The organism is Bradyrhizobium sp. CFUWI (assembly GCF_056429085.1).
The window spans coordinates 143,888-159,001 of sequence record NZ_JBWJZE010000009.1 but is presented as its reverse complement, the minus strand read 5'-3'; the positions used below and the strand labels follow the sequence as shown (position 1 = coordinate 159,001).

The 15,114-nt window shown below is 64.3% G+C and carries 18 protein-coding genes; 7 read left to right on the top strand and 11 right to left on the bottom strand.

From position 1 onward, the window contains the following. Positions 1-9 precede the first annotated feature (9 nt). Positions 10-1,200 (bottom strand): acyltransferase family protein, encoded by a 1,191-nt coding sequence (locus AC066S_RS20925; protein ID WP_478270497.1) that lies wholly within the window; start codon positions 1,198-1,200, stop codon positions 10-12. 184 nt (positions 1,201-1,384) lie between these two features. On the opposite strand from AC066S_RS20925, the gene AC066S_RS20920 reads away from it, so the two are divergent. After that, on the top strand, positions 1,385-1,558 hold the full coding sequence (locus AC066S_RS20920) for a DUF1328 domain-containing protein (protein WP_092228199.1): 174 nt from the start codon (positions 1,385-1,387) through the stop codon (positions 1,556-1,558). Positions 1,559-1,660: 102 nt separating this feature from the next. On the opposite strand, the gene AC066S_RS20915 is transcribed toward AC066S_RS20920, so the two are convergent. Continuing rightward, on the bottom strand, positions 1,661-2,020 hold the full coding sequence (locus AC066S_RS20915; protein WP_126260865.1) for a DUF427 domain-containing protein: 360 nt from the start codon (positions 2,018-2,020) through the stop codon (positions 1,661-1,663). Between the two features lie 188 nt (positions 2,021-2,208). On the opposite strand from AC066S_RS20915, the gene AC066S_RS20910 reads away from it, so the two are divergent. Continuing rightward, a complete protein-coding gene (locus tag AC066S_RS20910) occupies positions 2,209-2,445 on the top strand; it encodes a BolA family protein (protein WP_011088461.1) in 237 nt (78 codons plus the stop codon). A gap of 45 nt (positions 2,446-2,490) precedes the next feature. Then, complete coding sequence (locus AC066S_RS20905) at positions 2,491-3,672, top strand: low temperature requirement protein A (protein ID WP_478270577.1); 1,182 nt, start codon at positions 2,491-2,493, stop codon at positions 3,670-3,672. 12 nt (positions 3,673-3,684) lie between these two features. On the opposite strand, the gene egtD is transcribed toward AC066S_RS20905, so the two are convergent. Together egtD and egtB are read right to left on the bottom strand one after the other, a co-directional pair. After that, positions 3,685-4,656: an L-histidine N(alpha)-methyltransferase gene (gene egtD, locus AC066S_RS20900; protein ID WP_478270496.1), complete on the bottom strand. Its 972-nt coding sequence runs from the start codon at positions 4,654-4,656 to the stop codon at positions 3,685-3,687. A 137-nt stretch (positions 4,657-4,793) separates the two neighbouring features. Beyond that, entirely contained in the window at positions 4,794-6,089 is a 1,296-nt protein-coding gene (gene egtB, locus AC066S_RS20895) for an ergothioneine biosynthesis protein EgtB (protein WP_478270495.1), read from the bottom strand. A gap of 241 nt (positions 6,090-6,330) precedes the next feature. Between egtB and grxD the strand changes: the two genes are divergently transcribed. From grxD to AC066S_RS20875, 4 genes are read left to right on the top strand one after another with little or no spacing between them, the layout of a single operon-like run. After that, complete coding sequence (gene grxD, locus AC066S_RS20890) at positions 6,331-6,657, top strand: Grx4 family monothiol glutaredoxin (RefSeq protein ID WP_126260869.1); 327 nt, start codon at positions 6,331-6,333, stop codon at positions 6,655-6,657. A gap of 3 nt (positions 6,658-6,660) precedes the next feature. Then, positions 6,661-7,215, top strand: a complete 555-nt coding sequence (locus AC066S_RS20885) for an O-acetyl-ADP-ribose deacetylase (protein WP_478270494.1) — start codon at positions 6,661-6,663, stop codon at positions 7,213-7,215. A gap of 43 nt (positions 7,216-7,258) precedes the next feature. After that, positions 7,259-8,545: a serine hydrolase domain-containing protein gene (locus AC066S_RS20880; protein ID WP_478270493.1), complete on the top strand. Its 1,287-nt coding sequence runs from the start codon at positions 7,259-7,261 to the stop codon at positions 8,543-8,545. After that, on the top strand, positions 8,526-9,785 hold the full coding sequence (locus AC066S_RS20875) for a serine hydrolase domain-containing protein (protein ID WP_478270492.1): 1,260 nt from the start codon (positions 8,526-8,528) through the stop codon (positions 9,783-9,785). The genes AC066S_RS20880 and AC066S_RS20875 overlap by 20 nt, the downstream gene beginning before the upstream one ends. Here AC066S_RS20875 and AC066S_RS20870 read toward each other — a convergent pair whose 3' ends face one another. From AC066S_RS20870 to murI, 7 genes are all read right to left on the bottom strand, one after another. Next, positions 9,786-10,853 carry a threonine aldolase family protein gene (locus AC066S_RS20870; protein WP_126260872.1) on the bottom strand — a complete coding sequence of 356 codons (1,068 nt, stop codon included), beginning with the start codon at positions 10,851-10,853 and terminating at the stop codon, positions 9,786-9,788. It abuts the gene before it with no gap. Between the two features lie 36 nt (positions 10,854-10,889). Further along, complete coding sequence (locus tag AC066S_RS20865; protein WP_478270491.1) at positions 10,890-11,174, bottom strand: type II toxin-antitoxin system RelE/ParE family toxin; 285 nt, start codon at positions 11,172-11,174, stop codon at positions 10,890-10,892. Beyond that, the gene (locus AC066S_RS20860; RefSeq protein WP_126260874.1) at positions 11,171-11,398 is read right to left on the bottom strand and encodes a hypothetical protein; all 228 of its coding nucleotides are present in this window, start codon (positions 11,396-11,398) and stop codon (positions 11,171-11,173) included. Before AC066S_RS20860 ends, AC066S_RS20865 begins: the two co-directional genes overlap by 4 nt. A gap of 116 nt (positions 11,399-11,514) precedes the next feature. Next, positions 11,515-12,132, bottom strand: coding sequence for a 30S ribosomal protein S4 (gene rpsD, locus AC066S_RS20855; RefSeq protein ID WP_478270490.1), 618 nt, complete (start codon positions 12,130-12,132; stop codon positions 11,515-11,517). 295 nt (positions 12,133-12,427) lie between these two features. Beyond that, positions 12,428-13,192 (bottom strand): acyltransferase, encoded by a 765-nt coding sequence (locus tag AC066S_RS20850; protein ID WP_478270489.1) that lies wholly within the window; start codon positions 13,190-13,192, stop codon positions 12,428-12,430. A gap of 195 nt (positions 13,193-13,387) precedes the next feature. Next, positions 13,388-14,161: an HpcH/HpaI aldolase family protein gene (locus AC066S_RS20845; RefSeq protein WP_126260877.1), complete on the bottom strand. Its 774-nt coding sequence runs from the start codon at positions 14,159-14,161 to the stop codon at positions 13,388-13,390. Positions 14,162-14,222: 61 nt separating this feature from the next. Beyond that, positions 14,223-15,020 carry a glutamate racemase gene (gene murI / locus AC066S_RS20840; protein ID WP_478270488.1) on the bottom strand — a complete coding sequence of 266 codons (798 nt, stop codon included), beginning with the start codon at positions 15,018-15,020 and terminating at the stop codon, positions 14,223-14,225. Positions 15,021-15,114 lie beyond the last annotated feature (94 nt).

Genomic DNA, 15,114 nt, shown 5'->3' with positions numbered 1-15,114 from the left:
GACCGCGCCTCACAACACCTTCGACGCGCCCGGGATCTGCCGCAACGCTCGCGTCAGGGCCCAGCTCGCTGCGACAGTCAGTACAAACCCGATCGTGGCCTTGACGATCGCCGGCAGGTCATAGTCGAACAGCCAGTATTGCAGCCACAATGCGATCGGATAGTGCACCAGGAACATGCCGAACGCGTCGCCGTGCATTGGATCGAGCAGCCTGGCTGAGCCTGATTGCTTGAATCTCTGGAAAATGGCCAGGATCAGAAACATGATGGCCACGCTGAAGACAGTGAAGCAGATGGCATAGAGCGCTTCATACCAGTCCGGCAACGGCGACGGGTTGCCCAATATTTCGCGCTTGATCAAGATCAGCCCCCACAAGAGGCAATACGGAACGATCGCCAGGACCATCCAGTCCCAGCTGACCTTTGCCATGCGGCCGTCGACAGCGAGCAGCCCACGATCCATTTGCGCAGCGCCGATGCCGGCACCGAAAAAGAAATAGGTCGCGTAAAGCATCACGCGTCCGTGCTGGACCGAGAACGGCCCGAACTCGAACCAGCTGCTGTGTCCGTAGTGAACCAGTCCGGGAATGTAGAACGCCGCGGTGACGGCCAGCATGACCGCGAAGAACACGGCGGGCCGACGCCGACCATGCAGCGAGAGGCGATTGATCGAATCGAGCAGATTGGGTGAGAGCCGGTACAAAAGGCAGGCCACCAGGTCGAAGGCGAACAAGACCCACAGGAACCAGATCGGCCCGCTCGGCCACGGCCCCTTCGTGACCATATTCCACCAGAATTCGGCAAACCCGATCTCGGGATGCTGCCGCAGGGAGATCGCGTAGTAGGCAACCGGAATGACCGTAAGGGCGCAGATCGCGAAGGGTAAGCCAAGCCGAAGCAGGCGATCTGCCATATAGCTCCGCACTCCCTTGCGGGCGATGCCGGACCAGGCGAACAGCCCCGACAGGAAGAAGAACATCGCCATGAAGAAACTGTCGGTGGCGAGCACGATCATGTCGAAGCCGAAGAAATAACTCGGATCGGTATGACCGAAATAAGTATAGGGGATCACGGCGTGATGCAGCAGCACCACGAGAGTGAGGAAGGTGCGGACGCGATCAATCGCCAAATTGCGCACCTTGCTCGTGGGTGCGGCGTGCGCTTCCGCGCCGATCGTCGCTGAATGTGACATCGTGATCATGGCTGCCCCGCGCTCGTGCTCCCCGCGGGACTGTGCCGCCGGCAACTGTTTTCAGCAAGCCTCGTTTCAGCAGGCCTCTCGGCCCAGAGCAAGACTAGGAACCAGTTTTGCTCCGCGAAGTTAGCGTCTGCGAACAAAGCGTGGAGGGGCCGCAGGCGAGCGGCCGCCGATTGCGGAGCTGGCGATGACGATCCTGAAATGGGCGCTGATTTTCCTGCTGATCTCGATCGTCGCCGGCGTGCTCGGCTTCACCGGCATCTCTGCCGCCTCCGCCGATGTCGCCCGCTTCCTGTTCTACGTCTTCGTCGTGATCTTCCTGGTGCTGCTGATCCTCGGGCTGACGATCTTCAGGGCGTAGCTTTTCCTTTCGTCATTCCGGGGCGGTCCGCAGGACCGATCCCGGACTCTCGAGACTCCGGGCGCGATGCTTCGCATCGCCCCGGAATGACGGCGTCCAAAATTACCCCACTTCCTCGATCTTCACCTTGTCCGGGTAGAAGGCGAGACGGCCCGAGATCTCCGTCATCGCGGGGAAGGGCGTCTCGTAGGTCCAGATCGCGTTCTCGAGCGTCTTGCCGTTGGCCTTGATGCTGTAATAATTGGCATCGCCCTTGTAGGGGCAATGGGTGGTGCGCTCGGTGCGCTCCAGCAGGGCCATGTTGGTGTCCTCCCGCGGCACATATTGCACCGCCGGATATCTGGCCTCCTTCAGCGTCAGCGCCTTGGCAGTCTCGGCGATCACGATGTCGCCCGCGGTCACGCGGACGCGCCGGGGATTTTGGGTGATGGTGATGGGGTGGTCGGGCCCTGGAAGCTTCATATGTCACGCCTTTTCGATCGATCTGCCGCGCGCGGCACTTTGTCGTGCCTTTATCCTGATGGGATCAGGGATATAGTGCAGGAATGCGTGACCTAGAAGGCCGTTCACGCTAAGTTTGGTCCTGCCGGCGAGGGGACCCCGGCAGCGATTCGAGCCGAGACCGACAGAAGCAAAGGAGCACCACCCGAATGCCCATGGACGCCCACGATATCGAGGCGATGATCAAGGCAGCGATCCCCGATGCCGAGGTGACCATCCGTGACCTCGCCGGCGACGGCGACCATTATGCCGCGACCGTGATCTCGGAATCCTTCCGCGGCAAGTCCCGCGTCCAGCAGCACCAGATCGTGTATCAGTCCCTGCGCGGCCAGATGGGCGGCGTCCTGCACGCGCTGGCGCTGCAAACCGGCGTACCCGGCACCTGATCTGGCGGGCCACCTGATCTGACCAGCGCCACAGGGGGACGGATGATGGCTGCGGACAATCCGCGCGGCGCGATGTTTCGCGTGATCACGCCGAACCAGCACAGCCGCGTCACCAATGCCGAGCTGTTCTTCGATCTCGTCTTCGTCTTCGCGGTCACGCAGGTGTCGCACACGCTGCTGCACCACTTCACGCCAATCGGCGCGGTGCATGTCACCGTGCTGTTTCTGGCGATGTGGTGGGTGTGGGTCTTCACCGCCTGGGTCACCAACTGGCTCGATCCCGAGCTGACGCCGGTCCGCATCCTGCTCTTCGCGATGATGCTGGGCGGCCTCGTGCTGTCGACGACGATCCCGACCGCCTTCGAAGGGCGGGGCCTGTGGTTTGCGATCGCCTACGCAGCCATGCAAGTGGGGCGTACGGCGTTCTGGCTGTTGGCAACGCCGCAGCATCGGACGGCGGTGCGCCACAACGCCATCCGCATCCTGACCTGGCTCTGTATCTCCGCGGTGTTCTGGATCCTCGGGGGCCTTGCCCATGACGAGGCCCGTCTGTGGTTTTGGATCGCCGCCCTGACGATCGAATACATCTCGCCCGCGGTCCGCTTCTGGGTGCCGAAGCTGGGCTTCTCCTCAATCGAGGCCTGGGCCGTCGAAGGCGGCCACATGGCCGAGCGCTGCTCGCTCTTCGTCATCATCGCGCTCGGCGAAGCCGTCGTCGTCAACGGGGCGACCTTTGCCGAGCTGGAATGGAGTGCGGCCAACATCCTGGCCTTCGTCTCCGCGCTGGTCGGCGCCATCGCGATGTGGTGGGTCTATTTCCACAAGGGCGCGGAGGCCGGCGCCGCGCGCATCTCGAAGTCCGCCGAATCCGGCCGGCTGGCGCGGCTCGCCTACACCTATCTGCACATGCCGATCATTGCCGGCATCATCCTGACCGCGGTCTCGGACGAACTGGTGCTGAAGCACCCCACCGGCCATTCCGATATGCGCACGATCGTGAGCACGATCGGCGGTCCGCTGGTGTTCCTGGTCGGCACGATCCTGTTCAAGCACGCGATCCGCGGCTTTCTGCAACTCTCGCACGGCATCGGCATCATGCTGCTGCTGGTGCTGTGGTGGTTCGCCGCCGATCTCTCGCCGCTCTGGCTGTCGGTCGCGACCAGCGTCATCATGATCGTGGTGGCCGTCTGGGAGTCGGTATCGCTGGGGTCGGCGCCGGAGGAGTAGGCGCGGAGGAGCTTACTCCGCCACCTCCAGCGCATGCACCGAGAACATCTTGGCCGCATCCGTCCAGCTTTCGCGCACCCGCCAGCCGGCGCCCTGCGCCAGCGCGGCAAAACGCTCGAGGCTGTATTTGTAGCTGTTCTCGGTGTGGATGCTCTCGCCCGGCTTGAACGAGAAGCTGGTGCCGAGCAGTCGCACGGTCTGGCTCTTCTTGCTGATCAGGTGCATCTCGATGCGATGGCGCTCGCGATTGTAGATCGCGCGATGGGTGAAGGCGGACAGATCGAAATTGCCGCCGAGCTCGCGGTTGATGCGCACGAGAACGTTGAGGTTGAAGCGCGCGGTGACGCCGGCGGCATCGTTGTAGGCATCATAGAGCACACGCTCGTCCTTCTCGAGATCGGCGCCGATGATCATCTGCGCGCCCCGGCCCAGAATCTTGCGGGCGCTTTTCAGGAAGGCCTGGGCTTCCTGCGGCTCGAAATTGCCGATGGTCGAGCCCGGGAAGAATCCGACCTTGGGCATGGACGCGACCTGCCTGGGCAGCTCGAACGGCGTGGTGAAATCGGCCGCAACCGGATAGATGCCGAGCGAGGGGAAATCCCGTTTCAGGCCGTTGGCCTGCGCCTTCAGGAAGTCGCCGGAGATGTCGACGGGCACGTAGGCCGCGAACTTGCAATGGTTCAGCAACAGGCGAACCTTGGTGGTCGCGCCGGCGCCGAACTCGACCAGGGCGGCATGCTCCGGAATGATCTTTGCGATCTCGCTGCCGCGCTCCTTCAGGATCGCAAGCTCGGTGCGCGTCGGATAATATTCCGGCAGCTTCGTGATCGCCTCGAACAGCTCCGAGCCGGTCGCGTCGTAGAAATATTTCGGCGACAGCTTTTTCGGCTGCTGCGAGAGGTCCTCGATAGCTTCGCGGGCGAAGGCGGTGGTCTGCTCGTCGGGAAGATGGGCTTCGGCCAAAGCGCTGGCGTGCACATTCATGATACTCTCCTGAACGCGCTGTCCGGCGCGCATTTGTCGTCGGATGAACCCAAAGCGCGACGAGGTCGCACCTCAGGTTCTGTTTCTTTGAGCATGATGTTTTCGGAAAACCGCTGCACACTTTTCCGGATCATGCTCTACTCGTAGTCGGCGAGCCGCAGTCCCGTGAACTGCCAGCGGTGGTGCGGATAGAAGAAGTTCCGATACGTGATACGGCTATGGCCCTCCGGAGTTGCAAGCGAGGAGCCGCGCAGCACCAATTGGTTGACCATGAACTTGCCGTTGTACTCGCCGAGCGCGCCTTCGACGGCGCGGTAGCCGGGATATGGCGAATACGAAGACCGGGTCCATTGCCAGACGATGCCGAAGGCGTCGTTGAGCTGGCCTGTGCGCGCTGCGACCTCCCATTCCATTTCGGTCGGCAGATGCTTTCCGGCCCAGCGCGCGAAGGCATCGGCCTCGTAATAGCTGACGTGGCAGACCGGCGCTTCGGGATCGACCGGCTTGAGGCCGGCGAGCGTCATGACCTGCCATGCGCCATCGACCTCGCGCCAATGGCCCGGGGCCTGCCAGTCGTCCCTGCTGGCCGCGGCAAAGCCGTCCATCAGCCACAACGTCGCGGTCCGGTAACCGCCGTCGCGCATGAAGGCGAGCCACTCGCCATTGGTGACGAGATTGCGCGCCAGCTTGACCGGGCCAACGAGGGCGCGATGCGCGGGCTTCTCATTGTCGAAATGGAAACTATCGTCGACATGGCCGACGGTGTGGATGCCCTCGTTGAGTTGCAGCCATTCATCGCCGGTGCGCATCGCGGAGGGAAAGCGCCAGTCCGGGTCGTAGGCCGGATAGACCGGGTTCTGCGCAAATGCGTGCAGGATGTCGGTGAACATCAATTCCTGATGCTGCTGCTCATGGTTCAGCCCGACCTCGACCAGCGGCGCGATCTCGCGAAGCTTGTCCGCGCCGGTCTCCCGGAAGAATTTGAGGACGGCCGCATCGACATATTTGCGATAGGCGCCGACCTGATCGGCGCTGGGACGGGTGATGTCGCCGCGATGATTGCGCGCATGACGCGGGCCGGCGCTGACGTAATAGGAATTGAACAGGAACGCGAAATCGGGGTGGAAGGGCCGATACCCTGCGGCGTGCTCGCCGAGCAGGAATTGCTCCCAGAACCAGGTGGTATGCGCCCGATGCCATTTCGTCGGGCTCGCATCGGGCATGGACTGGATCTGCTGGTCCTCCGGCGAGAGCGGCGCGGCCCGGCGCTCGGTCTCATTGCGGACGGCAATGAACGCGTCCTGCAGCCTCTGGGCGAGGCCGCCCGGACCGGACAGTGACGAAAGCGGGGCGGCGGCCGTGGCGGAGGCTTGTTTCGTCACGTTTTTCTCCAGACAGGACAAGAGAACGTTGTTGGCGTTACCCGGTTCCACAACCGACGTTCGTCCTAGATAGGGGCTCCGTTACGGTATGAAAGTCCTCTCCGGCGATGATATTGATGTCGTCAGCCTATGGACCCGGCCCGGGTGAAACCGGTCGCAGGGGGACCTCTCGCCGCCATTTTACTTTGGATGCACAACGGTTTGGGCTACATATATAGGAAGGTATCGGGTTAGATCGGCTGAGCCGACCCGAGGGATATTGTTGAGGGCTCTGCCCCAGAAGGACACGGATATGAGCATCGCGGAATTCATCGACAACGAAGTGAAGTCGAACGACGTGGTTCTGTTCATGAAGGGTACGCCGCAATTTCCGCAGTGCGGTTTCTCGGGCCAGGTCGTCCAGATCCTCGACCATATCGGCGTCGGCTATAAGGGCCTCAACGTGCTCGAATCCGCCGAGCTCCGCAACGGAATCAAGGAATATTCGAACTGGCCGACCATTCCGCAGCTCTATGTGAAGGGCGAGTTCGTCGGGGGCTGCGACATCGTCCGCGAGATGTTCCAGGCCGGCGAATTGCAGCAGCTTCTCTCCGAGAAGGGCGTCGTCGTCGCGGCCTGATAAATGACGGAGCTGGCTCGCCGGATCGGCGGCGCCGAGCTCGAGGTCATCGTTGCCGACATCACCACGCTCTGCGTTGACGCCATCGTCAACGCGGCCAACATGTCGCTCCTCGGCGGAGGCGGTGTGGACGGCGCGATCCATCGGGCCGCCGGGCCCGATCTGCTCGCCGAATGCCGCATGCTGCACGGCTGCAAGACCGGTGATGCCAAGATCACCAAAGGCTACCGGCTCAAGGCCGCCCACGTGATCCAAACCGTCGGGCCGGTCTGGAATGGCGGCACGATCGGCGAGGACGATCTGCTCGCCTCCTGCTATCGCCGTTCCATGGAGCTGTGCGGGAAGCACAGGCTGACCTCGGTGGCATTCCCGGCGATTTCGACCGGCATTTTCCGTTTTCCCGCCGACCGGGCGGCCGGCATCGCCGTGCGCACGACGATCGAAAGCCTCACTGCTGCGCCGTCCGTGACCCGGGTCGTGTTCTGCTGCTTCGCGGAGCCAAGCGCCAAACTCCATGCCGAGGCACTTGCGCGATACGCCGGCCCTTGTGCCGACTGAGGCGACCGGTACACTCCGCCGGACCATGTTCCGGGGAGGGGATATGATTTCACAGTTTGGGCTGCGTGCGCTGGTTTGCGGCGCGCTCGTGTCGCTCGGCGCGATGTCGCTGGCGCGTGCCGAGGGCACTTACGAGATTCCGGCCGGCGCGCATTTCAATCAGGACAAGCTCGCGCGGATCACCGAGTTCTTCAAGAACGAGGTCGCGACCGGAAAGATCGCCGGTGCAACCGTCCTGATCCAGCAGCACGGCAAGCCAGTCTATCATGAAGCCTTCGGCGTGCAGGACGTGGTCAGCAAGGCGCCGATCACCGACAAGACCATCTTCCGCCTGTTCTCGATGACCAAGGCGATCACCGCTGTGGTCGCGATGCAATTGGTCGAGGACGGCAAGATCAAGCTGGATGATCCCGTCTCGAAATACATCCCATCCTTCGCCAATGTGAAGGTCGGCGTCGAGAAGAAGGCCGGGGACGGCACCAAGTCGCTCGAACTGGTGCCGCCCAATCGGCCGATGACGGTGCACGATCTGATGACGCACACCTCGGGCATCACCTATGGCTTCTATGGCGACAGCCTGGTCCGCAAGGCCTATCGCGAGGCCAACATCTATGCCGGCGATTTCGACCTCGCCGAGTTCGCCGAGCGCATCGCCAGACTGCCGCTGCACAACCAGCCGGGCGCGCTCTGGCAATACGGTCATTCCACCGACGTCCTGGCGCGCGTGATGGAGGTCGCCGCCGGCAAGCCGCTGATCGACATCATGCGTGAGAAGCTGCTCGATCCGCTCGGCATGGTCGATACCGGCTTCTTCGTCACCGATCCCGAAAAGCAGAAGCTGCTGGCGCAGCCGCTGCCGAACGACAGCGATTTCCGGGTCGGCCGCATCAACGATCCGACCGTGGCCAAGAAGATCATGTTTGCCAGCGGCGGCATGGTGACGACCATGGCGGACTATCGGCGGTTCGCGCAGATGCTGCTCAACGGCGGCAGCCTCGACGGCAAGACCATTCTCAAACCGGAGACGTTCAAGCTGATGGCGACCGATCAGGTCGGCCCCGGCTCCGGCGTCGATCGCGACTTTTTCTATTTTCCCGGGGACGGTTTCGGCTTCGGTCTCGGACTTGCGGTCCGTACCGATCCCGGCAACGCCAAGCCGCCGCCCCCCGGCAACCTCGGCGAACTCAAGTGGGACGGCGCCTCCGGCTGCTACTTCGTGATCGACCCCAAGCAGGACATGTTCTTCGTGCTGCTGGAGCAGACCCCGAGCGAGCGCCAGCGCGTGCAGCGGACCTTGAAGCAGCTGGTCTATGAAGCCATGGAGAAGTGAGGCGTTCGTTCGGATCGTCCTCGCCGCCGCCTTTGTCTTGCTGGCGGGCGCGGCGAGCCATCTCCGTGCCGAAGCGCCGGCTGCCCGCAGTTTCTCGGCTGCGGGACTTGCACGCGTCAGTGCGTTCCTCGACGATGCGGTCGCCGCCGGCAGGATCCCCGGAGCAATCCTTCTGATCCAGCAGCACGGCAAGCCGGCACTCTACCGCAAATTCGGCCAGCGCAACGTCGCAACGGCGCAGCCGATGACGGACGACACCATCTTCCGCCTCTACTCGATGTCGAAGCCGATCACCTCGGTGGCGGCGATGATGCTGGTCGACGACGGCAAGCTCGCTCTCGATGACCCCGTCGCGAGACACATTCCGGCCTTCGCCGATGTGCAGGTCGGCGTCCCGCAAGCAGATGGCAAGCTGGCCCTCCAGCCGCTGGCGCGACCGATCACGGTGCGCGATCTGCTCCGGCATACGTCCGGCATCACCTATGGCTTCTATGGCAGCAGTTCCGTCCGCAGGCTCTATGCGGAAGCCGGCCTGTTCGACGGCGATCCCGACAATGCGCAATTCGCCGAGCGGCTCGCGCGATTGCCGCTGGCCGAGCAACCGGGGACGCTGTGGAACTATGGCCATTCGACGGACGTGCTGGGCCGGGTGATCGAGTCGGCATCGGGCCGGTCGCTCTATCAGTTCGAGAAGGAGCGGCTGCTCGATCCCCTTGGCATGCGGGATACGGCGTTCTTCGTCGCCGACGATGCCAGGCGACCGCTGATCGCAGAAGCTTTGCCCGGCGACTGGTTCGATCGTCCCGTCGCCGGCATCATCGAGGCGACCGCGCCGCGTCGCTGGGAATCCGGTGGTGCGGGCATGGTCGGCACCATCGGCGACTATGCACGTTTTGCACAGATGCTGCTCAATGGCGGCGAGCTCGAAGGCCGCCGCTATCTCAAGCGCGAGACCGTAGCGCTGATGGCGTCGGACCAGCTCGACGGCGGGATCGCGAAGAATCCGGAATTCTATTTTCCGGGCCCCGATAGCAGCTTTGGTCTTGGCTTTGCCGTGCGCACGCGCGCGAAGCCGCCGCTGCCCGCAGGCGAATATCGCTGGGACGGCGTCGGCGGCACCTTCTTCTTCATCGATCCCGCCGACGACATGTTCGTGATCTGCATGATGCAGTCGCCCTCGCAGCGGGGCCCGATCCAGGACGAGCTGAAGCGGCTGGTCTACGAGGCGATGGGACGCTGACTACGCGCCGCGCACGATCTCGCGGACGTATCCGATCGTCTCCTCGATCTGGCCTGCATCGACGTCGAGATGCGTGCAGGCGCGGATGCGGCCGTCCATCATCGCAAGCGTGACGCCGCGCTGGCGCAGCGCCGCGACCATCTTGTCGCCGGCAATGCCGGCGCCGTCGGGCCTAAAGAACACGAGATTGGTCTCGGGCTCCTGGACCTCGATGCCTGCGATCTGCGACAGACCGCGGGCGAGCGCGCGCGCATTGGCGTGGTCGTCGGCGAGCCGATCGACGTGATGGTCGAGCGCGTAGATGCAGGCGGCGGCGCAGATACCGGCCTGGCGCATCGAGCCGCCGAGGCGCTGCTTCCATTGCCAGACCGCATCGATGAAGGCGCGCGAGCCCGCGAGCACGCCGCCGATCGGCGCGCCCAGCCCCTTGGAGAAATCGATCCAGGCGGAGTCCCAGCCCGCCGTCATGTCGCGCGGGGAGACGCCGCTGGCCACGGTGGCGTTGAGCAGGCGCGCGCCGTCCATGTGTGTGACGAGGCCGTGCTGCCTGGCGATCGTCACGATCTCGTCGAGAGCTGCCTTCTTCCAGATCGTGCCGCCGCCGATATTGGCGGTCTGCTCGACGCTGACGACGGTCTGCGGCGGCTGGTAGCGCGTGCGCGGATGCAGGGCCTTCCGGAGCGTCTCAGGCGTGAACTGGCCGCCCTCGCCCTTGAGCTGCGTGACCTGGAAGCCGCCGAGCGCGGCATGAGCGCCGCCTTCGCGGGCGATGATGTGCGCGGTCTCGTGGGCGAGGATCTCGTCGCCGGGGCGGCAATGCACCAGCGTCGCGGTGACGTTGCACATCGTGCCCGAGGGCATGTAGACCGCCGCCTCCTTGCCGAGCAGATCGGCCACGCGCTCGCACAGCGCGTTCACGGTCGGATCGTCGCCGACCTGCTCGTCACCGACCTCCGCGCGCGCCATCGCCTCGCGCATCCCGGCCGTTGGTTTCGTCTGCGTGTCCGAGAGCAGATTGATGCGCACCGGCGGCGCCTTGGGATCGACAGGGGGAGGGGTGTAGAGCATCAACTTGCTCCCTGAGGGAAATGCATCTGCTCGCGGTCAGCGAGCTCTGGGTGGACGCCGCGCGGCGTGACGAAACCGCATAATAACGATTTCTGTCTCGGTCACACGATAATCGATCAGATAGGGATAAGGGTTGACCGGCAAGCGACGGACGTATGCACGAGTGGTCTGCCGGCCTGCGTACGGGTGATCCCCAAGCAGCGTGATGAGTGCGACGAGGCGGTCGCGCACGTGATTGGCTCCTTGGGGAGAACGCGAATCGATGTAGGTCAGAACTTCGTCGATTTGGGCGAGCGCCCGCTTGGTGTAGCGGACCTTCACAGTCCGTGCTTGGCCCACATCGCTCGGACTTCGTCGGCGCTGGCCAACTCGCCGCGGGCGATTTCAGCTTCGGCCTCGGCGAGATCTGCGTCTTCCGCCGCCGTTAACTGGATAGGAGGTTGATCGATGCCGGCGAGCTCGAGCAGGGCTCGCGCCAGCTCGTCCTGCTCTGAATCGGGCAGGCTGGAAACCTTGCTGAAAGCCTCTTCCAGAAGACGCGTCATGGTCAACTCCGCTAGGTGCGAGCATAGCACGGACCGGCTGAAACAGGCGAGTGGCCGCCCAAAAATGAAAAGGCCCCGGAAAACCGGGGCCTTTGAATGTCGTTCTGCCGAAATGATCAGCGCGAATAGAATTCGACGACCAGATGGGGCTCCATCTGCACCGGGAACGGCACGTCGGCGAGGCCGGGGATGCGGATGTACTTGGCGGTCATCTTGCCGTGGTCGACTTCGAGATAGTCGGGCGTGTCGCGCTCGGGGAGCTGGCTGGCTTCGAGCACGTGGGCGAGCTGCTTGGAAGCTTCCTTGACCTCGACGACGTCGCCGACCTTGAGCTGGTAGCTCGAGATGTTGACCTTGCGGCCGTTCACCTTGATGTGGCCGTGGTTGATGAACTGGCGTGCGGCGAAGATCGTGGAGACGAACTTGGCGCGGTACACGACCGCGTCGAGACGACGCTCGAGCAGGCCGATCAGGTTCTCGCCGGTGTCACCCTTGAGGCGGCTCGCCTCGACATAGATGCCGTGGAACTGGCGCTCGCTGATGTTGGCGTAGTAGCCCTTCAGCTTCTGCTTGGCGCGCAGCTGCACGCCGAAGTCGGAGAGCTTGCCCTTGCGGCGCTGGCCGTGCTGACCGGGGCCGTACTCACGACGGTTCACGGGGCTCTTCGGGCGGCCCCAGATGTTCTGGCCCATACGGCGATCGATCTTGTACTTCGCCTCACTGCGCTTAGTCATCGCGTCCTCTTCGGTTGCATGGTTTGAGGAAACGCGCCCTCCTGTGTGACGGACCTGGGCCCGGCACCGACAGGTCCGATCCCCAAAGCTTAAGGGAGTGGACCACGGGTCGCGAAACGCTTCGCGGGCCGAAATCGGCCCGCGAGCAGGCGGCTTTTAGGGGAGTTTGGGGCGTCCTGTCAATGTCACCCCGGTCATTCCGGGCGCCCACAGGGCGAACGCTAGTGTGCAACTGCGCACCTGAGAACCTCGAGATCCGGGTTCGGTGCTCCGCGCCGCCCCGGGATGACGGGCCTTAACCGCCAACCGCCCGGATGGACTTGGGACCGGCCCGCAATTCGGCAGCGATTTCAGTGTTCAGCACCTGTTCCAGCCGGGTCAGGACCCGGGCGATCGGAGCGCCGTCGGTAACCCGGTGATCCCAGCGGATCACGACGTGGATGGTCTGGTCGGGCTCGACCACCCCATAGCTGACGATGAAGGGGCCCGGCGTGATCGGATGGAGCTCGCCGCCGCCATAGGCGGCCACCGAGCTGACCGCGAAGCTGCCGAACCAATTGCCGCGCTGCCGGCCGAAATTCAGGCCGATCGCCCAGGACAGGCGGCGCAGCGGCAGCGGCAGGCGGGTCGCCCGCATGATCTTGCGGAACATCGGGACGTCGTTGAACGGCGCCGTCTTGGCGCGCCGGATCTCCGCATCGACCGCGACCAGCGCCATGGCCTCGGGCGCCGCGATTCGCTGCGGCATCACGCATTCCTCGCCATCCTCGACCCGGGCCACAGCTACCAGCGCCACGCTCCTGGGCAGCTCGTAGAGCATGGGACGGGGCCATTTGGCGTAGACGGTGCGCAGGATCGGCTCGTCCCTGGCGATCAGGGCGAAGGCCTTGACGAACATCGCGGCCCAGCCCGCGGGCGCTAGCGCGCCTGCGCGGGCCTCCAGCAGGGGGCGGACATTGAGCGAGCGGGACAGCGAAACGAATGGCACGTCCATCGAGGCGCGCATCAGATCGCAAATCAGCCGGCGCGGCAGCGAAATGTTCTTGGCTTTCCCGCGCATCGGTCTTTCGGTTCCCGCGGATGAAAATATGTGCAGCGAGCGCGTTTCCCGCTCGCTGTCTGCTCTAGCACGAACCAACCCTGTTGGGGCTAGTCGGTTCGGCGCACGGCAGCGAAGGCGGCTGCCGCCTATTCGGAGTGAAAATACAAATTGTTTTCAATGGCTTACTAATTTTCCTGGGTCGTTTGGACTCACTCAGCGCCTGATCCCCTCGAACGCCGCCATGATGCCGCGCTGGAATAGCGACCAGTCGAAGCCGAGCGCGATGGCGCGGTAGCCGCGGTCGATCAGGGCGTTGGCCTGGTCGGCGGTGCGGGCGACGCCGCCGATCGGCACGCCGCTTCTGAGGATGCCGGCCTCCGCGCGTGCGATCAACGCCAGCAGCTCCGGGTCGTCCATCTGGCCGCGCTTGTTGATGGACGTGGCGAGATCGCCGGGGCCGATCACCGCGACGTCGATGCCGGGCGTCGCCATGATCTCGTCGATGCGGTTGACGGCGTCGACATGCTCGATGGTGACCATGCAGATCATCTCGTCGTCGGCGCTGGCCATGTAGTCCGGCATCGACTGGCCCCACCGGAACGGGGCGTGGAAGGGGCCCCAGAGCCGATCGCCACGCGGCGGATAGCGCACGCTGCGCACCGCCTTTTCGGCGTCCGCGCGGCTGGTGATCATCGGGAAGTTGATGCCGAAGGCACCGATGTCCATCGGCGCCTTCGCAAGCCACGGCTCGTTCGCCGCGATCCGCACCAGGGGCGTGCACGGCGTGCCCGTGGTTGCGGCGATCATCGCATGTGCTTCGGTCAATCCGATCGGGCCGTGCTCGAGATCGACAATGATCCAATCGAGCGAGCGCGCCATGATCTGCACCATCTGCACGCTCGGGATGGTCGCGATCGCACCGAAGGCGGGGCGCCCCTCGCGCCAGAGCTGGCGGAGACGGTTGAGTGGCGTGGACGGGACCGACATCGAAAGACCTGCGGCTGGGTGACGACGGCAAAACGTAGCAGCGCGACACCGTGGCGGAAAGTCAGGCCAGCGCGCGTCCGCCGAAGAACGGCGTCAGCGTGGCCGAAAGGCCGTGCACGCGGTTCGAGGTAAAGATCATCTCGGCGCCGGACTGCGCGACCTCTCCGCTGCGCGGACCGAGCAAATCGGAAACGCGCCGGGCGATCGCCGGCGCGGGATCGATCCAGTCGACCGGCCAGGGTGCCAGCCGCTTCAGCCGGTCAAGCAGCAGCGGATAATGCGTGCAGGCGAGCACGACGGTGTCGGTGCGCGCGCCGGCATCCTCGGTATCGCCGACGAAGCAGGGAGTGAGCTCGGCAAGGATGTCGCCGTCGCTGACGGAAGCGCCGCCCAGCGCGGCCTCGGCGAGCGAGGCGAGTTCGGGCGAGCCGACCAGCGTCACCTCGCAGCCTTGCGCGAAATCGCGGATCAGCGCCTTGGTGTATTCACGCCTCACCGTACCCTTGGTGCCGAGCACCGAGACGCGGCGGGTCCTCGACTGCGCGCAGGCCGGCTTGATCGCCGGCACGGTGCCGACGAAGGGCACGGAATAAGCGGCGCGCAAGTGCGACAGGACCAGGGTGGACGCGGTATTGCAGGCGATGACGACGATATCAGGGTCATGCGTGCCGATCAGCTCCCCCATCAGCGGCACGACGCGGGCGATGATCTCGTCCTCGCTGTGATGGCCGTAGGGGAAGAAGGCGTCGTCGGCGACGTAGACATAGTGCGCCTCGGAGCGCGCGGCCACGACCTCACGGAGCACCGTGAGCCCGCCAAGGCCGGAATCGAACACCAGGATCGTCGGAGAATGGGTCACGTCGTCACCTTAAGGCGCCATGGTTACCATTCGGTTTTTGGGGCGGTTTTGCGGCGTGGCTGCTCGGCGCCATTGGAAGGGAGGCAGGGAGCGC